Here is a 21769-nt window from a genome sequence, read left to right on the forward strand (position 1 = left end):
TCCTGAGGTGGTCGCTGCACTCTAGCCGCTCAGAACCCCGGAATGGGCAGCTGATCGAAGATCGGCGGGACCGTGAGTTCGAAGGGATTCGTACGTGTGGTCGGCGTCGGGACCTGCACCGCGGCGCTCGGGGCGGCCGATTCCGTGGTGGGGTCGAGAGGCTGGTCGACGGTGGGGATCCGCGTGGAGGTCCGCGGCGGGACGTACGCGGGCTCCTCCTCGTCGTCGATCAGGGGCTGTGTGGTCGTCGGCTCGGTGGTGGTCGTGGTGATGCGCGGAGCGGGCGTGGTCGTGGTGGGCTCCGTCGTCGTCGTGGTGACGGCCGGAACGGCGTCGGCGACAGTGGCGGGCGCGGCCTCGACCTCGACACCGGGGCGAACCACGGCCCACAGCACACCGCTGGCCACGGCGAGAACGGTCAGCACCATCGCGGCAGCGCGGGGAAGGCGCATCGAGGACGGTGTCGAAGGCGGCGTCTCCCCACCCACGGCCGGCGGATCCAGGTCTTCGATCGGAGACGCGGGGCGGTCGGCGACGGTGTGGAACGGACGGGTCGGCGAATCATAAGGGCTGCCCGCAGGTGCCGACGGGACCGTGGAGACCACGTCGTCGACGATGTGGGCGAGTTCGATGGCCTCGGTGTCGACGCTGTCCGATTCCGATCGAGAGAACGGCAACGGCTCGAGGACTCCGTCGACCGTGTCGGTCTCCTCGCGCGACGACCCCGGGGTGGGGGGCTGCTCGAGCGACGACGACGACTGCCGTGCCGTTCCGGGCTCGATCGTCGGTGCATCCTCGCCCAACCACCCGGCGACGCTCAGCTCGGTGGTGTCGTCGGGTGACGGACCGAGCCCCGCCAGCAACCCGGCTCCCTTGGCGACCACCGCCTCGGGCTCGTCCGGGACGACGACCGGAACGCCGACACGGCTCTCGAGGGCATCGCGCAGAGCCGGCATACGCGCGGTCCCGCCGATCAACACGACGACGTCGACCGGGCGTCCGCACCGGTACGCAGCGTCCGTCACCATGTCGGCGCATGCCGCGATCGTCGCGCCCGAGAGTGCGTTCAGCTGGTCTCGGCTCATCAGTTCGATCGCACCGCCGGACGCACGCGCGAGCACGCTCGTCGACAGAGACTCCTTCACCGATCGAGCGAAGGTGACCAACTCCCGTTCAGCGTCCTCGGATCCGGGGCGATCGACGATCTGGGCGTCGAGCAGATGATCGACCACGATCCGATCCAGGGCTCGCCCGGCACCAGCGGAGGATCGTTCCGTCTCGGTGCGACGTCCGGCCTCGGTGTCGACGATGGTGACCGACGTGCCCGTCGCGCCGGCGTCCACGAGTGCGAGAGTCCGGTAACCGTCGGCCAGCCAAGCGAACTCGACGAAAGCGAGTGCCGCGCGCGTGTCGTCCACCACGGCGACGGTCGAGTCCTCGACCGCAGCGGACACCTCGGCCAGCCGACTTTCGGGAACCGCGACCGTGGCACGCACGCAGTCGCCGTCCGTCGGCAGAGAGCGAACAGCGTCTCGGACGTCACTCGCCGTCGGGCGTTCGACCGTGTCGACGACCCTCATCTCGAACGCGACCGTCCCGGCCTCTATCGCATCGGAATCCGTCCGCACGAGACGAAGCGCGGCGGCTCCCACACTGATCCCGTACACGGCAGTCATGCCTCAGCCTCTCCCTGTCACGAGATCGTGGTCCCTGCTCGGCCGACTTTCGACTGTGAACACCCCGCGGTTTCGGCCCGACAGTACCAATCCGGGCATGGGAGGACCAGCGCGGACCGGCGACGACGTGCCGTGCGGCACCCGATTGCCGGTGACGTCCGCGGAATAATGAAAGAAACATCGTCGTTCGGTATGTTTGATTGACGATAGAATACCGTCAGACTGCTTGGTCCAGGAGCGAAGGGCATACCGATGACTCGACACGCGTTCACCACGCACGAACCCGTGCGATCGTCGACCGACCACGTTTCCCGCCCTGTCGGCCTCACCGCGGTGCAGGCGACCTCGGCGCGACAGGCGAGCAGTCAGGCCGTCCGGACCGTCGACACGTGGTTCGGCCCACCCGAGAGCTCCCTGTTCGGCAGCATGCACATTCCTGTATCGGGGACGGCGCGCGGCGCGGTCGTCATCTGCTCGCCCATCGCGCGCGAGCACATTCCCACCTATCGCGGACTACGCCAACTCGCTCAGCTTCTCGGTCGAGCCGGGTTCCTCGTCCTACGATTCGACTACCGAGGGCTGGGCGATTCGGCGGGAATGCAGTCCGACCCCGAAGCGATGGACGGGTGGCTCGACAGCGTGCGCGAAGCTGTCGACCACGTTCGGTCCTGCGTCGACGCCCCGGTGTCCGTCGTCGGAGTTCGGGCGGGAGCACTCCTGGCATCTCAGGTCCTCCGGGACATCGAGCCACTCGCCTCCCTCGTCCTTCTGGACCCGGTGATCTCCGGCCGGCGCTACGTGCGGGAGCAGAGGGCTCAGTACAGCGTCATGGTCGGCGAGGACGTCGCTGCGGACGGGCGAGTCTCCTTCATCGGTGGATCGTTCGCCCAGGACACCGTCGATCGACTCTCGTCCATGTCGCTCGACGGCGGCATCGCCGCCGCCGCGGCACCTCGTGTTCTCGCCGTGGTCCGGGAGGCGGACAGGACAGGAAAGGCGGTGACCGGACTCCTCGCTGCATCGGGAGCGAGCTGCATCACCTCCTCGCGACTCGAGACCTTCGTCAACCCGCCTAGTTTCGTGTTCTCGGTTCCCACCACCGTCTTCTCCGAGATCGCGGAGTGGGTCTCCGTCGGAGCATCGGATGTTCGTGCCCCCGTCGACGTGGCGGTCCGACACGACGCCGCAGTGGGGCTCACCGCGGACGGTGCGCCGGTGATCGAGACGATCGGGTACCGGGGACCGGACCGTCTCCTGTCCTTCGCCACTCACGCGGCGGGCCACCGCGCGGAGGACGGGGTGGTCGTTCTGCACCAGACTGCCGCCGAGCACCGAATCGGTCCCGCTCGACTCTGGGTGGAGGGCGGTCGGTTGCTCGCGTCCCGCGGAGTGGGCGCGTTGCGCTACGACCGTCGCGGAACGGGCGACAGCGGTGACGTCGCGTCGGAGGAGTCGACGGCACCCACGTCGGCCGACGCGCGCGACGACGTCCGGCACGTGGCCGAGAGTGTGGAAGCACCGGCGCAGGCCACGGTGCACGCCGGCATCTGTTCCGGTTCGTGGCACTCGGCCTTCGCTGCCCGTGAGAACGGCGCCGCCGCGGTGGTCATGATGAACATGGCGAAGTGGTCGTTCCGCAACACGAGGGTGCCCATCAAGGCCGCACACGTCGACGCGCTGGATTCCGCGATGGTGACGAGACTGTTCCACCTCGCCCGCGCAGTGCGGAACAGGGTGCACGCCGTGCGTGACACGCTGCCGGACCCGGGCTGGCGAGCGCTCGGTGCCATGGGGCTGGTCAACGCGCCCGAGGTCGTGCTCGGACCACTCGCCGCCGGCGGTGCGCGAACGGTCACGCTGTTGTCGCCCGAGGACACGGCGCTCTTCGAGGCCAGTCGCGGTCGTTCTGCTCTGCAGCGGCTCCGCCGACGCGGGCTGCGACCCGAGGTGGCGATCTTCGATCGTGGGGACCACTCGCTCTATCACCGTGATCTCCGAGAGACCATGTTCGAGCATCTTCTGACCGTCGTCGGCGACACCGTCGGCGGCGCTTCCCCCACCCCTTTCACCTCCGCGGCGCCGCTGGGCGCCGAGAAACTCTGATATGACACCCCGTTCCCACCGGACCCTCATGGTTCTCGCGCTCGCGATGCTCACCGCGACGACGGCCGCCTGCTCGTCCGAGGCGCCGGCCGCACCCGCAGCGCCTGTGCAACAACCACTCCCGACCCTGGACGGCGACACCGCCGCCCAACGGGGAACAGTGATCTCCTCCGAGCCGGTGGAGGACATCGATCCGTCGATCACGGCAGTGGGCGCAACGGCCACCCGCATCGTCTACTGGTCGACATCGGGCCTCGACGGCCGACCGACCGCGGTGTCGGGAATCGTCTTCACGCCGGATGCACCCGCTCCGAACGGATCCCGCCCCGTGGTCTCCTTCGGACACGGCACGACGGGCGTCACGGCGGACTGTGCACCGTCCGCCTATCCAGATCTTCTGGGATACGCGTCCACCATCGTCCCTCTCATGAAGCTGGGTTACGTGGCCGTCATGACGGACTACCAAGGGCTCGGATATCAGGGGCCGGGGTCCTCCCCCGTTCACCCCTACCTCGAACCGAACACGAGTGCGTACAACATGATCGACGGCGTGCGCGCAGCACGCGCGGAGACACCGGTGGCGTCCGACACATGGGCTGCGATGGGTGTGTCGCAGGGCGGCCAGGCAGCGTGGTCAGCGGCCGAACTCGCCGACTTCTACGCCCCCGAGCTGTCGTTCGTCGGCGCCGTCGCCCTCGCTCCCGCACTGGACCTCACCGAACAGGGAACCCTCGCGTCGTCACGCTTCATGACGCGTGACCAGCAGGTCGGGTTCCCCTTCCTCGTCTCGGGCCTCACCGCTGCCGTGCCGGACGCAGTGCCGGCGGACTATCTCCATGGCGTGCTCGCACAGGATTCGTCCTCCTGGACGGCATGCATGGCCGACACCGCCGCTCTCGCCCGCCGCGCGGACAAGATCCAGTACATCAACCCGTCGGACACGGTTCCGTCGACGGCAGAGGCGGCCGATCGCCTCGAGAACTGGCTCGGCGAGATCGAACTGCCGAGGCGATCAGCAGCCGGTCCCATCCTCGTCGTCAACGGCGATCAGGACGAGACCGTCAAACCACAGTGGGTGGCCGGTGCGATCGACAAGGCCTGTGCGATGGGCTACTCCGTGGATCACATCGTCCGTCAGGGCCAGGGTCACGACAATCTCGACCCCGGCGCGGAGACGGCGATCTGGTTCGAAGCACGGTTCCGCGGCGAACCGCCGGCAGCGGACGTGTGTGCCTGAGTCACTTCCTGCTGCTCGTGACCGTGTAGTCCAGCGTCTGTACGTACGGGTTCGCGACCACCGTCTGAGACGAGGAAACGGACTGCACCGTCAAGCCGTTCCGCCTCATCACGACTCTGACGTTGCCGGGAGTCAGGGGCGCCGTGCAGACACCCACCCCAGCAGGCACGGTGCAGGTGGTGGTCGCCGAGCCCACGGTGATGCTCACCTGTGCGGGGGACGTGACGAACGAGAGCGCCTCCACCGTGTCCCTCGCAGGACTGCTGCCCTGCCGTAACGTCATGAGTCTCGTCTCGGGGAACGAGGGCTTGGCGGACGCGAGCTGGGTGCGGTGCGACACGAACAGTCCGATTCTCCGGATCGCCGGGTAGCTGCCGTACTTGTATCGGACGAGGTAGTAGGCGCTGATGTCGAGTGGGCCCCAGGCGTGCCGCACCGACGGTGCGAAAGTGGCCCCCTCGCTGTAGTCGTTCCACGTGGTGAGCTGAACCCACTCGCTGTTCGTGGAGATGGCGATGTCCCAGGTGTTCCGGAGATTCGTCGTGTTCTGCGCTTCGTCGTAGATGCTCTGATTCGGCCGACTGTCCTGGAAGGACACCGGTTGCATCCAGATCTTGCCGAGCGAGCGGACCCTGTTGGCGATCGCCACCGGGGAGTACGGATTCGTGTTCGACGTGGGGTTGAACGCAGGGTTGCGGCCACCCCAGTTCGACATGCCGTAACTGATCGATGCGAAGGCGTCGATGTTCGACGGGGCATCGAGAAAGGTCGGAACGAACGCCACGGTGATTCCGTATCGGTTCCGCATCGACGTGAGGAAGCTCGACCACCAACTCGCCGGCTTGCGCTCGGCATAGAACGGCGACACCACGAGGCGGCCGTCCGAAAGCTTGTACGTACCCGGCAATTTCGCGTACTGGGCCAACTCGTCGGCCATTCCGTCGGGCGTGAGTGCGCCGAGCTCACCGTTCATGTCGGGCATCAGCACCACGGAGAACTTCCCGCCCGTCTGACCCGCCACGTCGATCAGCTGACGCGTGACGGGTGCGATCGGATTGGTGCTCGACGACCTGACCAGGATGTCCACGGTGAATCCGTCGATGCCGCGACTGCGTGCGTCGCTGACTTCCTGCCGGAGATCCTGAATCTTCCAGTCGCTCCCACTGCGGGGAGCGCGTGGAATCGGACGATCGCGGAGAAAACCCCCGTAGGCGGCATGCTTGTTGTTCTCACCGTTGGGATTCAGGTATTGAGTGGCGTAGTAGTCGGAGGCCGGTGCCGCATTGTCTATAGACACCGGATATGGAGGGAAGTAATGGGCGAATACTTTCTTCGGGCTCGCGGACGTGGGTATGTCGACGGGCATTGCCGGTGCCGAGTAAGCCGTCGCGATCACGTCTTGATCCGAGGTCGGTACGTGATCCTCGGTCGGCAGTACGAGGCTGACCACCAGCATCGCAGTCGCAGCAACCAGCACGGTCGGTCGCATTCCGCGCGGCCATCGCCCGTCGAGACCTGCGCGGACGCTGTTCCGAACGGTTCGGTCACGCATCGTCGGAACCTGCGTCGAACAACCACGCCACTGTGCTCATGAAATGCAACTTAGCGCGCAGGAGCGCTGCGCATTAATGACACGCACATATTCGAAAAAGGCGTCAGTTCTTTTTTTCACCGCCTGCACGAGACGGCCATGCGGAAACTAGCGCCGACTGGATACCGCGACGTAGTCAAGGGACTGCACGTCGGGCGAAGATTCGACGACGAACGGCGAATCCACACGAGCGACGTCATTTCCGTCGCGGTCGACGATGACGGACACGTCGCCCGGAGCGAGGGCCGCTGTGCAGACCCCCACGCCCGCGGGGACCGTACAGGTCGTCTCCCCCGCGGATGTTCGGATGGTCACCGAGGCTTCGGATGTCGCGAACACGAGAGCTTCCACCTCGTCCGACGCCGGCGTACCACCGGAACGCAGGACCATCGGTGCCGCCTCGGCCGATCGAGTCGGTGCGCCGACCAGCTGCGTGCGATGGGTGAGGTAGACGGTGTCGCGCACGATCGCAGGCGGATCACCCGCCTTGAACCACCACAGCCAGTACTCGGAGATGTCGAGGAAGGACCACCCGTGCCGCACGCTCGGCGCGAACGACGTGCCTTCGCTGTAATCGTTCCAGGTCACCAGTTGCACCCACTCGGCGTCACCGGCCATCGCGTTCTGCCAGGTCGCGCGGAGGTTCTCGGTGTTGGACGCTTCGTCGAAGATCGATTGGCTCGGCCGAACGTCCTGCACGGACACGGGTGCCATCCACAGTTTGCCCAGTCTGTGCGCTTCCGCGGCCTGACCCAAGGGAGACTGCGGGCCGGCGTCGTCGGACGGATTGAAGGCAGGGTTTCTGGCACCCCACGACGACAATCCGTACGAGACTGACGAATACGCGGCGAGATCGGTGCTCGAGTCCACGAACACCGGAACGAGTGCGACCTTCTGACCGTGTCGGGTCGCCATCGCCGCGCCGAAGTCTTCCCACCACTGCGGCGACTTCGCCTCCGCCCGGAACGGACTGATCACGATGGAACCGTCGACTCGGAAGGCCGACGGATACAGCGCGAGCGCCGCCATCTCGTCCGCCAGTTCCACAGGAGAGAGGTCGGCCAGCACCCCCGACATGTCGGGCATCAGCATGATCGAGAACGCCGGGTCGACCGCATTCGCCGCCGCGAGCAATGCAGCGGGTCGAGAGGCCACCGAGAACGACCCGGTCTCCATCGGCGCGAGTACATCGACCGAGAAGCCGTCTATTCCCGCCGAAACGGCCTGTCGCACTTCGTCCTGGAGATCCTGATTCACCCAGTCGGCCTCGGGACGGGGTGCTCGCGGCAACGGTCGGTCCCGGAGGAAACCGCCGACGTCCGCATACTTCCCGTCCTCACCGGCCGGATCGAGATAGTGCGTCGCGTAGTAGTCCTCGGCGGGGTCGACATTGTCCAACGAGATCGGGTACGGCGGAAAGTAGTGAGCGAAGACCTTCTTGGGGGAATCTCGCTCGGCGGGGACGTCGAACGGCAGGGTCTGATCCGGTGTCGCGTCCGGCGCACCGACCACGGTCGCGCCGTCGAGCCCGGCCGGGCCGTCGACCGAGATCGCCGTCGAGCATGCCGACGACGACGCGGACAGGACGATAAGGGCGACGACGAGAAGACGCCGTCCGACCGGACGACGCCGTCCGGACACGAGGGAGCCGAGTGTCACCGCGATCTACCGCGTGCCCGCCCGGAAGCGGCGACCGGCTGACCGTTCGCTGCGCGGGATCGAGGTGCTCCACGACGCGTGATCTGCCGAGTGGTCGTGGTCTCGTCCTCGCTGCCGCTCTCGTCACGGGTGTCGTCCGGTCCGTCGCCGAGGGTGTCCGACGGCGCCTCGTCGCTCGACGACGCGGAGACAGCGACATCCTGTTCGCCCGACGTGCTGACGACGTCCTTATCGACGACATCTGCGGACCTGGGCGCGGGTGCCTCGGACGCCGCCGGGAGCGCCGCGCGGGGGAACGGGCGAGACGGGACGTGGCGCCGCACCGGGGCCGCCGGCGCCCACTCCATCGCGGACGGCACAGCACCGGCCTCCTCGGCGGTGACAGCCGGGAACGGATCGGTGATCGCGTCCTCGACCTCGCGATTCGCCGAGAAGCGGTCGTGATCGGAGACCCAGCGATCGTCTTCGCGGCGCTCCCGCGCCACCCCGTCGGCCGAACGGCGGACGTCGTCACGTACGACGTCGTCACGGCCGAACACACGATCGGCCGGGGTGTGGTGGTCGACCTCCGTTCGCCGGGTACGGCTCACAGCGACCGGCGACTGTTCCGGAATCGAGGTGTGAGAAGGGGCGACTCGTGTCGGCGCGTTCGACACGGTCGTCGCGGACGAACCCGTCTTCGCGACCAGCACCGTCCCGTACAGGGTGCCACCCGTCGACCGCAGGGCGCGCGCGGCAGTGGAGACCTGCGCGGCGGTCGATGCACCCTCCCGGACGACCACCACAGTTCCGTCCACGTCGTGCGACAGCACCGCAGCATCGGCATAGGCATCGGCGGCAGCGGCAGCGACGACGACGTGGTCGTAGGTGCGTGCGAGTTCGGCGAGAACGGTGCGCATCAGATTCGCGGCGATGTCCTCGCCGGGAGTGGACGACGCCGAACCGGCAGCGAGGAAGGACAGGCGTCCACCGGCAACGGTGGTCACCGCGTCCTCGACCATGATCGCACCCGCGAGCACATCGGTCAGACCGACGGCAGCATCCGGTGCTCCGACGTACCGGTGCAGTGACGCCTCGCGCAGATCTGCATCGACGAGTACCACCGTCCTCCCCGTCTCGGTGAGCAGAAGCGCCAGTGTCGCCGCCACCTCACGCGACGCCGCGGAATCACCGACACCGGTGACGACGAGCGACTCCTTCTGCTTGTCCGCGTCGACGAACTGCACGGTCGTCCGCAGCTTGCGCGCACTCTCGGTGTACCCGTCCGTCGAGTTCTCGGGCAGGCTGATGAGCGTCGAGCCGCGGGCCGAGTCGGCAGGCAATCGTCCCAGGACCGGTGCGCCCGCGGCCTCGGACAGCGCGTCGACAGACCTCACTCGCTTGTCGAGGCGGCGGCGCAGCCACACGACAGCGCCGGCGAGGGCACCGCCCGCCACGACGCCTGCAGCGAGATTCGTCGTGCTGCTCGGACTCGTCGGGGCAGCAGGGGCCTCGGCTGCCGTGATGACGGTGACCAACGAGCTGGGCTGGCCGCCGCCGGTCGGGTTCTCCAACTGGCCGACGAACTGCGCGAAGTTCGACGCGTAGGCGTTGGCGATGTCGGCGGCTCGCGTGGGACTGCCGTCCACCACGTCCACCTGCAGGAGCACGGTCTTCTCGACTGCGGCCGCGGTGACCTTGGACGCCAGCTCGCTCGGCGTCAGACCGAGCGAGAGGTCGTCGTTCACCTTGACGGCGAGGTCGTCGCCCGTGAACAACTGCGCGTACGTTCCTGCGCGCTGCTGGGAGAACAGGTCACCCTGATAGGCACCGGCCGAATCGCCCGCGGCGGGTGAACCGATGAAGAGCACCGTGCTCGCCGTGTAGGACTTCGGCATGGTGGCGGTGAGCATCAGCGCGAGTATCGCGCCGACGACTGCACCCAGCGGCACAGCCCAGACGAGCGTATTCACGCGAAGCTTCTTGATGAGTGTGCTCATCGGGTCACCGTTCCTGTCTGCACCGCGGTCGGCGCGTCCTGGTCGTCGTGCGGAGCGAGGTAGCCGAATCGTGCTCGGGTACCTCGGGAATGAGTGAGAACAGTGCCGGCGACATCCACGCCGACCGCTCGCATGTCTGCGACCGAGCGCACCAGATCGTCGATGGACGTCCTGCCGGCAGCGGCCGTCAACACCGTCGTGTCCGCGAGGCGAGCGACGGTGCGGGCATCGTCGAAGCGGCCGGCGTCGGGCGAGTCGACGAGAACGACGTCGTAGCGCGAGCGGAGGTCGTCCAGCAGTTCCGCGAAGCGTCGGTTCTCGAGAAGTCGTGCAGGTTCGGCCGGGTGCACCCCGCTCACGAGATGCGCGACACCGTCGACGGAGGTGAGTGCACGTGCGAGAGAGAGCTCCCCCAACACCACTCCGCTCACACCGCCGCTCGCGGCTTCCGGTCCCGTACTGCGGAAATCGGCGTCGACAATCACCGCCGATCGTCCTGCTCGTCTGTACGCGGCGCCCAGTCCCGCGACGGTGGCGGTACGTCCGACTCCGGATCCCGGTCCGGAGACCACCAGGACACCGGACGGCGCACGCCGCGCCAGGTAGTCGAGGTCGTACCGGAACTCGTCGAACGCCGCCTCGTCGGTGACGTGGGGAATGGTGGCGAGAACGGGGCGACCGGTCGCGGCGACGATCGTCTCGGCGTCGTCCACGGTTCGCCGTGACCGCTCGCGCACGACCATCGCCGACAGACCCAGGAGCAGACCCACCGTGACACCGGCGACGAGCGTGAGTGCCGTGTGGGGAGACGACGGTTCCGTCGGCACCGTCGCGCTGCCCACGGCCACGGGCTGCACGGTGGCCACGCGGAGGCCGGCTGGGGTCTCGAGAGTCTCGATGTCCTCCGTGAGTTGCTCCGCGGCTGCGACGGCCATGTCCCGCGCGGTGTCGGGTGACGCGTCACCGGCGGTGACGTCGAGCAGAACGGTGTCGGGGACCACCCGTACATCGAGATGCGCGGCGACCGCCGACGGCGACACCGAACCTCCGAGTCGTTCCGACACGCGCTGAGAGAAGTTCATGTCCTCGATCAGACGCACGTAGGTCTGCGCACGTTGCCGGGTGAACTCGTCACCCTGGTAGGGACTCGAATCCGAATTGCCCAGGGTCGTCGGACCGCCCCACCCGGGCGTACCGAGGAAGAGCTGCGACGTGGAGCGGTAGACGGTGTCGGACGTCAGGAGGATTCCGACGGCGACCAGGAGCCCGAGAAGCACTCCGGCGACGACGGTCGTCCAGCGCTTACCGACGGTGGCGGAGAACGAAGCGATGTTCACTGGGGTCCTTCCGGTGCGGTGAGGTCGCCGAGGCCGAGTTCGCGGAGATCGCGCTCGAGCACGCCCGCGAGATACGCGTTGCCGACCGCGTTGGGATGCACCCTGTCCTCGATCTGCATCGAGGGAATGTCGACGTTCGCGTACCACCCACGCGCGACAGGATCGAGGACCTGCCCGCCGACCTTCGCCGCGATCGCGTCGATGCCGGCGACGAGTTCGTCGTAGTTGTCGTACTTCTCGGGGGACATGAACGTGGGCACGATGATCACGATCCTCGCGTCCGGCCAGCCTTCGCGAAGATCCGAGACGTAGTCGTCGATCGCCCCGATGAGGACGTCGAACGGCACCTCGAGATCGTTTCGTCCGGCGTCGACGATGATCGCATCCGCGTCGAAGGTGGCCTTGTCGAAGTCGAGTCGGGCCGGAAGCCGGCTGGTGACGCCCTGGTACTCGGCGGCGCCGTCGTCGAGGAACCCGGTGCTGCCCTCGGCGTCCACGTTGCAGGCCCACCCCATGCGCAGGCAGACGATGCGGGCGTAGGAGGCGTTGTCGATCCGGCCCACACCCGCGGTGTAGCTGTCGCCCACCCAGAGCGCGGTGGTCGCTCGGCTCGGCGCGAGGGAGGCCGACGTCGACGTCGACGTCGCACTCGATTCGGTCCCGGACGGTTCAGCGGCGCCACGTGCGAAGAGCACGCCCGCCGCGGCCACGGTGACGATGGCGAGAAGTACGACGGCTCGGACGTCGCCGCGCCGAAGGGCCGACCGCGTCATGCCTTGTTCCTTCCGGTTCCGGTGACGAACAGGGCACACGCGATGATGACGAGAAGGTATGACATCGCCTGCAGCAGTGAGCCTCTGAGTAGAATGATGGCGTAGAACGGCAGAATGCAGGCCAGCACCGTCGGTGCGCGTGCCGTACGTAGCGAGATCTCGATACGGCGATCCTGCAGTCCCGCGACGAGGCCGAACAGCAGCATCCCGATCACGAGAATCGGGAACCCTCCGTTGATGTACAACTCGGCCCAGAGTGGCGCCGACAGATTGTCCACGGGGTAATTCCGACTCTGCGCCAGGAGCACGCCCGTGTCGGGTGCCTTGTCGGCCCAGACGGACCGCGGCACCCAGAAGAAGAGCACGCCCAGGGCCTGGTCGCCTCCGGTGTCGCCGTTGTTCTGGACGTACAGCACCGTGTTGTTGATCTGCGCGAAAGCATCGTAATCCGGAGACGTCAACGACTCCAACGGATTCGATGTCTTGAACTGGGCGGACGAACTGTAGCGGAAGGCATCGGCCAGGGGGAAGACGAGCACGAGCGCGGCCACTGCCAGGATCGCGACGACGCGGAACCGGGCGCGGGTGGCGAACAGTCCGAACAGCGCTGCGACCGCGAGCGCCCCGGTGCCGAACAGGTAGCGCGCGTTGGAGATGGGATTGAGAGTGACGCACAGAGTCGCGCCCAGCAGGATGATGATCGGGAGGAACGCGCGTTCCTTCACCGTCATCGTGTCGTAGTACTTGACCACGGCGATGAACGCGACCAGCAGCGACATCATGGCGCCCGCGGCGATGATGACCGCGGTGGTCGACTGTCCGAGCGATCCTTCCGCCTGCTCGGTCACGGCGGTGCGGCTCGTGAACAAGGTGCCGAGGCCGATCCGGCTGATGTAGTACGCGTTGAGAGCGAGCGCGACGACCGCCAGGGCCACCGCACGAAGCGGGTCGATACGTCCGGCTCCGCGCTCCCCGGTCACGATGGGCGGGAGCTTGGGCCACACCAGTCGCGCGACCACGAGACCGACGCAGAAGAAGACCAGGCCGGTGACGACGATGACCATGGCCTTGATGTCCAGGGACGGATCGAGACGCGGCGTGGTGGGCGGGTTCTGCTCCAGTCGCAACTGCGCAAGAGGGGCCAGCCCCAGGAAGACGTAGGTGAACATCCAGAAGGACATCTCGATGAGGCGGCGACGGCCCTCACCGATGATCCAGGCGTAGCGGACTCCGGCGATCGTGGTCACGGCGAGGGCGCCCATCCACACCGGGCGATGCGGAGTCGGCGTGAAGCCGATGACGACGACGGGCACCAGCACGACCATGGACGCCGCCACCCAGCACGCCAGGAGCGGAGCACCGAGCCGGCCGCTCGACATCGTGGCGACGGCGGGGCGCAGTCGGCGCGTGGACGGGGCGGTCATGACCGCGACTCCGCGTAACCGCGGGCGGCCAGTGCGGTCGCAGGCACGGGGCGACGCTCTGCGGCGACCTGTCGAAGTTGCTTCCGGTACACCTCGACGACCAGACACACGGCCATCACGGTGGCCGACAGAGCGAGCCCGATCGCCACGCCGGCGGCAGTGCGGAAGATCGCCGCTGCGCCCGTGCAGATGACGATGCCGAGCAGGCTCTGCACGATGCGGTACTTCAGGAGTTCGGCGGACGCTCCACGCGACCGATAGAAGTTGTAGACGCCGGCGATCCAGCAGATCGCGGCGTATTCCAACCCGAGGAACGGCAGCACCTGTGTCGCCTCGGCCCACGAATCACCCAGCAACAGGCGACCCAGGAACGAGGGGACGAACGGTGCCAGGAATCCGATGGTGGCGGCGAGGGCGGACGTGATCCATGCGGCGTAGCTCAGAGTGCGCCAGATCTGCTTGGCGCTGTGCCCTGCCCGCACGGCCTCGGGGATGACGATGAGAGGCAACGAACTGATGAGGACAGCGAAGGGCCCGAGGACGGTGACCGCGCCGCGCAGTGATGCGGCGGCGACGGTGCCGATGAAGATGGTGGAGACCGACACGATGAGGATCGCGGCGATCTGATCCACGCCGCTCTCGAAGGCGAAACGCGTTCGGTGCTGCCAGAATTCGACCCACCACGTCCGGAGGCCACGGAACGTCGGGCGAATACCCGTGCGCCAGGCGAGCTGCAGAAGGGCGAGTCCACCTGCGATGGACCAGAACCAGATCATCTCGGGGATGACCAGAGCGGTCGGCGAGATCCACGTCGTGACGAGTACTGCACCAGCACCCACTGCCCAGATCGCGTCGCTGACGAACGCCGATTCCGGTTCCCCCAGGGCCATGGAGACGAACCGCAGGACATCCTGTGCGAGCACGAGTGGAACGGCTGTCGCGTAGGCGATTCCGACCTGGGGCTCGTCGAGGGCGATGGACACCACGAGGGCGACGACACCGACCACCGCACCGAACAGGAGCGCCGAACCGAGACCGCGAGACCCTTCACGCAGGATGTCCTCACGCGACTCGCCGCTCATGAGCAACAACGGTGTGCCCAGGGCACCTCGGACGAGTCCGATGGCAGCGGTGACGATCGAGAAGACGAGGACCGCGGCACCGAATGCCTGGACCGAGGACGGACCGGCCATCGCGAACAGAATGACAGCGTTGCTGACGCTGGAGAGGACCTGGTCCCCTGCGCTGGCGATCACCCGAAACTTGAGCCCAGCCATGTTGACACCGCCCCTCGACGTGTTGGACGACGAATCACCGACTGATGACCCGCCTACACCCCGACGATGCGTACCGGCAACCTGATCACTGCCTCGAAAGAAGACTACAGGATTGTTTATGGCTATGCATAACTGCCCTCGGTCGGCACAGCCGTGATCGGCGAACTCGACGACGCGTGGTCGTGCCGGTCGAAGGACCAGGACCACGTGACCCGACACCCCACTCGAGCAGCGTTGACGACCAGGGCTGCGAGCACGCGATCTCGATCGACGAGTCCACCGCGATGCGACACTGTCAGATCCGCGGTTCCGCCGAAGTCCCGCGCGTTGAACGCGAGCACACCCAGATCCGGCGTCTGCAACCCCGTGACGTGGACGGCATCCCCGTCGGACCGGACGACGGACTGGCCCGCGGGCACGCGGTAGTAGGACATCGAGGTGGCCAGGGTGGCGCTCGACACGGACGGCCGCGACGTCGTCATCCGCGCGCCGAGTCCGAACAGCCTCGAGGCTGCCGCACGCACCACCGGTTCCGCCACACGCAACCGAGCGGCGATCGAGGCCGCGCAGCCGCTCGGGTCGTCACGGGACCAGTCCGCGACGAACGGCACATGACTCACCGCGTTGCCGCCCGTACCGGACAGGGCGGGCGAGTAGGAGCGCAGATCCGCGATGACGTGGTTCATGACGCCCGCCGGAAGTGCGAGGTCTCGGAGGATCGAGCAGTACAGCAGAACCGACGGGATCTTGGGCGCCGACACCGTCTCGATCGTCACGCAGATCGCGAAGACCGCGTTCGGATCTGCCGGTCGCGTCACGGAACTCGGGGACATCACCGCGTCGGTCGACCGCCCTCGCACGATGGTTCGCGCCGCCGTGGCCACTGCTCGCGGGCGTGACGCAGCGACCTGAGCCGCGGCGCCGAGGAGGCGGAGACCGGTGAGCGCACGTTCGTCCGTGAGAGGCGGTGGAATGGGGAGCGTTCGACCACCGATCGCGAGAGACAACCGTCGCACCTTCGGAAAGAAGACCGTCTCGTCTCCGAAGAGGTGGCTGTAGACGACGCGGACGTGCCGGGCGCCGATCACCACGTGCACTGTCGCGTGGTCGAAGGCTCCGTCGGCGTCCGGACGGTCGCCCCGCCGCACGAAGTCAGCGATCGCGCTCTCGCGGAAGCCGTCCCGGGTCAGCGTCAGCTCACCGGCGTCGAGCGCGTCGTGGACGGCATCCGTCAGGGGCAGAACGTCGAAGTCACCGGTGGCGACCATCCATCGCACCGCCGGCTGGTGGCCGGGAGCGAAACACGCCTCCGCCCACGCCCTGCCGACACTCGTCACGGCACCGAGGTCGACGTCTCCGTACAGCGTCTCGACCTGGCAGCAGAATTTGCCGGCCCACGGATCGGCGGTCATCGCGCACACCGAGGCGTGCCGTGCGCCCCACTCCGAGATGTCATGACGATTCCCCTGTCCTTCACGTGACGGACCACATATCAGGCAGCGGGCCGTGTTGCGCCCGCGTTCCCGAACCGACGGGTCTGATGGAAACACTTTAACAACTGAGTACGGCGGTTTCACAGTTGTCCTGAAACCGATAATCTGGTTCAATGGCTCGAAACCGACTCGGGGACGGTTTCGCAAGCAACCTAGACCCGGAGGTGCAGTATCAGTTCGCCGCAGCGGGAGTGGACAGCACTCCCCGACATCCGTACCGAGCCGCGAGACGGCGCCGAGGCCTTCGAGGCCCAGCCCCTGCGCGTCACGATTCTGGGTATCAACTACGCGCCCGAGACGACGGGAATCGCGCCTTACACCACCGCGCTCGCGGAGGGCCTCGCATCGCGCGGACACCGGATCGACGTCGTCACCGGCATGCCCCACTATCCCGAGTGGCGGATCGCGGACGGGTACGACCAGTCCTCGTCCGACGAGCAGATCAACGGCGTCGACGTGCACCGTCGACGCCACCTCGTTCCGGATCCGCCCACCCCCAAGGGCCGCGTCAAGATGGAGGCGAGCTTCGGAGCCCGCTCCGTGCGAAGCGGCTGGAACAGCCCCGACGTACTGCTCTGTGTCAGTCCCACTCTCATCTCGACCGCCATGGCGATCACCCGTGCGCGCCTCTCACCGCGTCGGCCCGCTGTCGGTGTGTGGGTCCAGGATCTGTACAGCCTCGGCGTCGTCGAGACCGGCGCGATGGACGGCCGCGGAGCACGCGCCGCCGCCCGCTTCGAGTCCGAGATCCTCCGTGCCGCGGACGGCGTGTCGGTGATCCACGACCGTTTCCGCGACCACGTCACCAGCAACCTGCAGGTCGATCCGGCCAAGGTCGAGGTGATTCGCAACTGGACTCACATCCAGCCGATGGGCACCATCGACAAGGAGGCCGTACGCCGGTCGTTCGGGTGGGCCGAGGACGAGACCATCGTCCTGCACTCCGGCAACATGGGCGCGAAGCAAGGACTCGAGAACGTCGTCGAGGCCGCGCGGTTGGCGGACGCGGAGAGCCGACGTGTTCGATTCGTCCTCATGGGTGACGGCAATCAGCGCCCCCAGCTCGAGGCCGCCGCCGTCGGCGTCTCACGTCTCCAGTTCGTTCGGCCACTCCCGGACCTCGAGTTCCGGTCCGCACTCGCCGCCGCCGACGTGCTCCTCGTCAACGAGAAGCCGGGCGTGGCCGAGATGGCCGTTCCCAGCAAACTGACGTCCTATTTCACCAGCGGCAATCCTGTTCTCGCCGCGACCGACCCCACGAGCACGACGGCGCACGAGATCCGTGCGTCGGGGGCCGGAGTTCACATCGGGTCGGGGGACCCCCGAGAGCTTCTCGACACCGCTCTCGCGATCGGCTCGGACGACGTGTCGTCCCGCCGGTTCGGAGACGCCGGACGCAGGTACTGCACCCGCGTGCTCTCCGAGGACTACGCCATCGACCGCTACGAGGGGTGGCTTCGTCGGCTCGCAGCCGCACGCCGCTCCCCGGCCCGCACCGAAAGTGTTATCAGCTCATGACGAAGATCGGAACCGGAAAGCGCGCCCTCATCACGGGCATCACCGGACAGGACGGCTCCTACCTGGCCGAGCTCCTGCTCGCCAAGGGATACGAGGTGCACGGAGTCGTGCGTCGCTCGTCCTCCTTCAACACCTCTCGCATCGATCACATCTACGCCGACCCGCACAACCCGGACGCGAAGATGTTCCTGCACTACGGCGACCTCAGCGACGGTGCCCGCCTCGTGACGTTGCTCATGCAGATCCGTCCCGACGAGGTCTACAACCTGGGTGCGCAGTCCCACGTGCGCGTGAGCTTCGACGAGCCCGAACACACCGGTGACACCACGGGTATCGGCTCCATCAGACTGCTCGAGGCAGTGCGTCTGGCAGGCCTGGACTGCCGCTTCTACCAGGCGTCGAGCTCCGAGATGTTCGGTGCCACACCGCCTCCGCAGGACGAGACCACGCCGTTCCATCCGCGCTCGCCCTACGGTGCCGCGAAGGTCTACTCCTACTGGGTCACGCGGAACTATCGCGAGGCCTACGGGATGTTCGCTGTCAACGGCATTCTGTTCAATCACGAGTCACCCCGCCGCGGGGAAACTTTCGTGACGCGCAAGATCACCCGCGCAGCAGCTCGCATCGCCGCCGGCATGGAGAACGAGCTCTACCTCGGCAACCTCGACGCCATCCGTGACTGGGGTTACGCACCCGAGTACGTCGAGGGAATGTGGCGAATGCTGCAGGCCGACACTCCCGACGACTACGTCCTGGCGACCGGCGGTAACTTCTCGGTCCGTGACTTCCTCGTCGCCGCGTTCGAGCAGGTCGGTCTCGACTGGGAGCAGCACGTCAGGTTCGACGAGCGCTACCTTCGACCCTCCGAGGTCGACGCCCTCATCGGTGACGCGAGCAAGGCGGAACGCGACCTGGGCTGGAAGGCCACGGTGCACACCCCCGAACTGGCCCGCATCATGGTCGATGCGGATGTCGCAGCACTCACGCACGAGGGCAAGCCGTGGATCGATCGCCCGTCCCTCCCGGACTGGAACAGGTCGTGACCACCGGACCGAGCAGTGTCGTGCCCGGTCCGCTCGATCGCGACGAACCGCTCTACATCGCCGGCCACCGCGGTCTGGTCGGATCGGCTCTCTGGCGCCGTTTCGAAGGTGAGGGTTTCACGTCGCTGATCGGACGGACGTCGTCCGAGCTCGATCTTCGTGAGCGCGACCAGGTGTTCGAGTTCTTCTCCGCGACTCGTCCCCGCACAGTCGTTCTCGCTGCCGCGAAAGTCGGCGGCATCCTCGCCAACGACACGTTCCCGGTGGACTTCCTCTCCGAGAACCTGCGCATCCAGGTCAACGTCCTCGACGCAGCGCTGGCCCACGACGTCGAACGGGTTCTGTTTCTCGGTTCCTCGTGCATCTACCCGCGATCGGCGCCACAGCCGATTCGCGAAGAATATCTGCTCACCGGCACGCTGGAACCGACCAACGATGCGTACGCCATCGCCAAGATCGCGGGCATCCTTCAGGTGCAGTCGGTGCGCAAGCAGTACGGGTTGCCGTGGATCTCCGCCATGCCGACCAACCTCTACGGCCCGGGAGACAACTTCTCGCGTTCCGGATCGCACGTCATGCCCGCACTGGTGCGTCGTTTCGAGGAGGCAGTCGCCACGGGGGCCGAACAGGTCACGAACTGGGGCAGCGGGAGGCCGCGTCGCGAGTTCCTGCACGTGGACGACATGGCATCGGCCTGTCTCCACCTGCTCGAGCACTTCGACGGACCGCAGCAGGTGAACGTCGGCACGGGCGTCGATCACACCATCGCCGAGATCTCGGACCTGGTAGCGGCCGCGGTCGGGTACAACGGTGACGTGAACTGGGACACTTCGAAGCCGGACGGCACACCGCGCAAGCTGCTGGACGTCACGACTCTCACGGAGTCGGGGTGGGCGCCGTCCGTCGGACTCGCCGACGGAATCGCCGGCGTCGTCGACTGGTACCGCACCGCGGGCCGTGCCGACGCCGTGCGGTCGTGAGTGCGGCACCTCTGCGTCGATCGCTGGCCGGCTTCACCGGCCGAGGCTACGACAAGGGCGCAGGACCGCTGAAGCAGATTCTCTGGCTGGCCGTGTCCGGGACGGTACTGACGCGATGGTGGTGCCCCGGTTCGGTCCGGGTCCGCGTTCTCCGGGCGTTCGGTGCCACCATCGCCGACGGAGTGTTGATCCGGCACCGCGTTCGCGTTCACTGGCCGTGGAAGCTGACGGTGGGGCGCGATTCATGGATCGGCGAGGACGTCTGGATCCTGAACCTCGAGCCCGTCACGGTGGGTTCCGACGTCTGCATCTCGCAGGGCGTGTTGCTGTGTACCGGTAGTCACGACCGCCGGTCTCCTACCTTCGAGTTCGACAACGCGCCGATCGAGATCGGCGACGGGGCGTGGATCGCCGCGCGAGCCACGGTGTTACGCGGAGTCACCATCGGATCCGACGCCGTCGTCGGGGCCACGGCTCTGGTCACCGCGGACGTCGCAGCGGACGCTGTCGTCCTGGCACCGAACGCGGTGATGCGACCGTGAGGATTCTTCACGTCGTCACACTGATCTCACCGGACGGCGCCTACGGCGGGCCGGTGCGAGTGGCGGTCAACCAGGCACGCGAGCTCAGGGCACTAGGCCACGACGTCACCATCGCCGCCGGCACCCGCGGCTTCGACGTGGCACCCACCGAGCAGGACGGCGTGCCGGTCCGCCTCTTTCCGGTCCGTGCGATACTGCCGGGCGCGGGCTTCGCGGGCCTGTCGTCCCCAGCCATGGTGACGTGGTTCCTGCGCCACGGCCGAGACTACGACGTGGTCCATGTGCACCTGGCGCGGGACCTCGTCACGCTGCCGATCGCGCGCATCGCTGTCGGCCGATCGCAGCGGCTGTTCACACAGACTCACGGCATGATCGACCCGACCGACAAGATGTTGGCGCGGCCGATCGATGCTCTGCTCACGCGTCCGGTACTGCGCCGCGCCTCCGGGGTGTTTCACCTGACGGATCACGAGAAGCGCGACGTCGAGGCGGTGGCGAACACCGACCTCGACTTCATCCGTCTCGCCAATGGTGTTCCCGCCGCGGAACGTCGACGGAAATCCGGTGAGGCCCCGCCGCATGTGCTCTTCCTCGCTCGACTTCAGGCTCGTAAACGCCCCGTCGATTTCGTGAACGCGGCAGTCGCCGTCCTGGCTGAGGGCCACACCGCTCGCTTCACCCTGGTCGGACCAGATGAGGGTGAAGGCGATGCGGTCGCCGCGCGCATCACCGACGCCGGCGTGAGCGCTTCCGTCGAGTGGCGCGGTCCGCTGCCACCACACGAGACGCTGGAGACCATGCGCACGGCCGACCTCTACGTGTTGCCGTCCGTGGACGAGCCCTACCCGATGTCGGTTCTCGAGGCCATGTCCGTCGGCGTACCCGTGATCGTCACCGACACCTGTGGTCTCGCCCCCCTGATCGCCGAGAACGCGTGCGGCGCAGTGACGAACGGCACTGTTTCCGAGCTCACCGCGGCGATGTCCGCGCTGCTTGCGGACCCCCCGACGCTCCGCACAGCGGGCGAGAACGCCTTCCGGACGGTCCGGGAGACCTCCGGCATGGCCTCCGTCGCTCAGACGCTCGACGCCGCGTACTCACGCGACGGCGCACCCGCACCCTCGCCGTAGACTGACC

General features: G+C 67.2%; 16 protein-coding genes. 7 read left to right on the plus strand and 9 right to left on the minus strand.

All coding sequences use genetic code 11. The features are described 5' to 3' along the window. Window positions 1-29: 29 nt before the first annotated feature. The gene (locus HQ306_RS18380) at window positions 30-1676 is read right to left on the minus strand and encodes an Hsp70 family protein (RefSeq protein WP_222633040.1); all 1647 of its coding nucleotides are present in this window, start codon (window positions 1674-1676) and stop codon (window positions 30-32) included. Between the two features lie 252 nt (window positions 1677-1928). Between HQ306_RS18380 and HQ306_RS18385 the strand changes: the two genes are divergently transcribed. Together HQ306_RS18385 and HQ306_RS18390 are read left to right on the plus strand one after the other, a co-directional pair. Continuing rightward, on the plus strand, window positions 1929-3779 hold the full coding sequence (locus HQ306_RS18385; RefSeq protein ID WP_222633041.1) for a serine aminopeptidase domain-containing protein: 1851 nt from the start codon (window positions 1929-1931) through the stop codon (window positions 3777-3779). Window position 3780: 1 nt separating this feature from the next. Next, the gene (locus tag HQ306_RS18390) at window positions 3781-5016 is read left to right on the plus strand and encodes a lipase family protein (protein ID WP_222633042.1); all 1236 of its coding nucleotides are present in this window, start codon (window positions 3781-3783) and stop codon (window positions 5014-5016) included. Window position 5017: 1 nt separating this feature from the next. Here the strand turns inward: HQ306_RS18390 and HQ306_RS18395 are convergent, their stop codons facing one another. The 8 genes from HQ306_RS18395 to HQ306_RS18430 all read right to left on the minus strand — a co-directional run bounded on the left by HQ306_RS18395 (window position 5018) and on the right by HQ306_RS18430 (window position 16468). Further along, window positions 5018-6313 (minus strand): glycoside hydrolase family 71 protein, encoded by a 1296-nt coding sequence (locus HQ306_RS18395; RefSeq protein WP_222633043.1) that lies wholly within the window; start codon window positions 6311-6313, stop codon window positions 5018-5020. Window positions 6314-6715: 402 nt separating this feature from the next. Beyond that, the gene (locus HQ306_RS18400; protein ID WP_222633044.1) at window positions 6716-8266 is read right to left on the minus strand and encodes a glycoside hydrolase family 71 protein; all 1551 of its coding nucleotides are present in this window, start codon (window positions 8264-8266) and stop codon (window positions 6716-6718) included. After that, entirely contained in the window at window positions 8263-10245 is a 1983-nt protein-coding gene (locus HQ306_RS18405) for a polysaccharide biosynthesis tyrosine autokinase (protein ID WP_222633045.1), read from the minus strand. Before HQ306_RS18405 ends, HQ306_RS18400 begins: the two co-directional genes overlap by 4 nt. Further along, window positions 10242-11582, minus strand: a complete 1341-nt coding sequence (locus tag HQ306_RS18410; RefSeq protein WP_222633046.1) for a polysaccharide biosynthesis tyrosine autokinase — start codon at window positions 11580-11582, stop codon at window positions 10242-10244. The genes HQ306_RS18405 and HQ306_RS18410 overlap by 4 nt, the downstream gene beginning before the upstream one ends. Beyond that, the gene (locus HQ306_RS18415; protein ID WP_222633047.1) at window positions 11579-12355 is read right to left on the minus strand and encodes an SGNH/GDSL hydrolase family protein; all 777 of its coding nucleotides are present in this window, start codon (window positions 12353-12355) and stop codon (window positions 11579-11581) included. Before HQ306_RS18415 ends, HQ306_RS18410 begins: the two co-directional genes overlap by 4 nt. Then, window positions 12352-13779, minus strand: a complete 1428-nt coding sequence (locus HQ306_RS18420; protein WP_222633048.1) for an oligosaccharide repeat unit polymerase — start codon at window positions 13777-13779, stop codon at window positions 12352-12354. Before HQ306_RS18420 ends, HQ306_RS18415 begins: the two co-directional genes overlap by 4 nt. After that, window positions 13776-15056: a hypothetical protein gene (locus tag HQ306_RS18425; RefSeq protein ID WP_222633049.1), complete on the minus strand. Its 1281-nt coding sequence runs from the start codon at window positions 15054-15056 to the stop codon at window positions 13776-13778. The genes HQ306_RS18420 and HQ306_RS18425 overlap by 4 nt, the downstream gene beginning before the upstream one ends. Window positions 15057-15178: 122 nt before the next feature. Beyond that, entirely contained in the window at window positions 15179-16468 is a 1290-nt protein-coding gene (locus HQ306_RS18430; RefSeq protein WP_222633050.1) for a hypothetical protein, read from the minus strand. Window positions 16469-16855: 387 nt separating this feature from the next. Here HQ306_RS18430 and HQ306_RS18435 point away from each other — a divergent pair, with 387 nt between their 5' ends. Genes HQ306_RS18435 through HQ306_RS18455 form a run of 5 tightly spaced genes read left to right on the plus strand, consistent with a single transcriptional unit; the run spans window position 16856 to window position 21762 of the window. Next, entirely contained in the window at window positions 16856-18067 is a 1212-nt protein-coding gene (locus HQ306_RS18435; protein ID WP_308115514.1) for a glycosyltransferase family 4 protein, read from the plus strand. Then, on the plus strand, window positions 18064-19110 hold the full coding sequence (gene gmd, locus HQ306_RS18440; protein ID WP_222633051.1) for a GDP-mannose 4,6-dehydratase: 1047 nt from the start codon (window positions 18064-18066) through the stop codon (window positions 19108-19110). The genes HQ306_RS18435 and gmd overlap by 4 nt, the downstream gene beginning before the upstream one ends. Further along, window positions 19107-20090, plus strand: coding sequence for a GDP-L-fucose synthase (locus HQ306_RS18445; protein ID WP_222633052.1), 984 nt, complete (start codon window positions 19107-19109; stop codon window positions 20088-20090). The genes gmd and HQ306_RS18445 overlap by 4 nt, the downstream gene beginning before the upstream one ends. Then, a complete protein-coding gene (locus HQ306_RS18450) occupies window positions 20087-20632 on the plus strand; it encodes a DapH/DapD/GlmU-related protein (protein WP_308115506.1) in 546 nt (181 codons plus the stop codon). Before HQ306_RS18445 ends, HQ306_RS18450 begins: the two co-directional genes overlap by 4 nt. After that, complete coding sequence (locus HQ306_RS18455; protein WP_222633053.1) at window positions 20629-21762, plus strand: glycosyltransferase; 1134 nt, start codon at window positions 20629-20631, stop codon at window positions 21760-21762. The genes HQ306_RS18450 and HQ306_RS18455 overlap by 4 nt, the downstream gene beginning before the upstream one ends. Window positions 21763-21769: the final 7 nt, after the last annotated feature.

Source organism: Rhodococcus sp. BP-160, assembly GCF_019836205.1.
GTDB lineage: Bacteria > Actinomycetota > Actinomycetes > Mycobacteriales > Mycobacteriaceae > Rhodococcoides.

Excerpts from the sequence above, each read along its gene's own strand:
- HQ306_RS18420 (WP_222633048.1), bottom strand. The coding sequence starts at position 13,779 with ATGACCGCCCCGTCCACGCGCCGACTGCGCCCCGCCGTCGCCACGATG.
- gmd (WP_222633051.1), top strand. The coding sequence starts at position 18,064 with ATGACGAAGATCGGAACCGGAAAGCGCGCCCTCATCACGGGCATCACC.
- HQ306_RS18415 (WP_222633047.1), bottom strand. The coding sequence starts at position 12,355 with ATGACGCGGTCGGCCCTTCGGCGCGGCGACGTCCGAGCCGTCGTACTT.
- HQ306_RS18430 (WP_222633050.1), bottom strand. The coding sequence starts at position 16,468 with ATGACCGCCGATCCGTGGGCCGGCAAATTCTGCTGCCAGGTCGAGACG.
- HQ306_RS18405 (WP_222633045.1), bottom strand. The coding sequence starts at position 10,245 with ATGAGCACACTCATCAAGAAGCTTCGCGTGAATACGCTCGTCTGGGCT.
- HQ306_RS18390 (WP_222633042.1), top strand. The coding sequence starts at position 3,781 with ATGACACCCCGTTCCCACCGGACCCTCATGGTTCTCGCGCTCGCGATG.
- HQ306_RS18385 (WP_222633041.1), top strand. The coding sequence starts at position 1,929 with ATGACTCGACACGCGTTCACCACGCACGAACCCGTGCGATCGTCGACC.
- HQ306_RS18425 (WP_222633049.1), bottom strand. The coding sequence starts at position 15,056 with ATGGCTGGGCTCAAGTTTCGGGTGATCGCCAGCGCAGGGGACCAGGTC.
- HQ306_RS18380 (WP_222633040.1), bottom strand. The coding sequence starts at position 1,676 with ATGACTGCCGTGTACGGGATCAGTGTGGGAGCCGCCGCGCTTCGTCTC.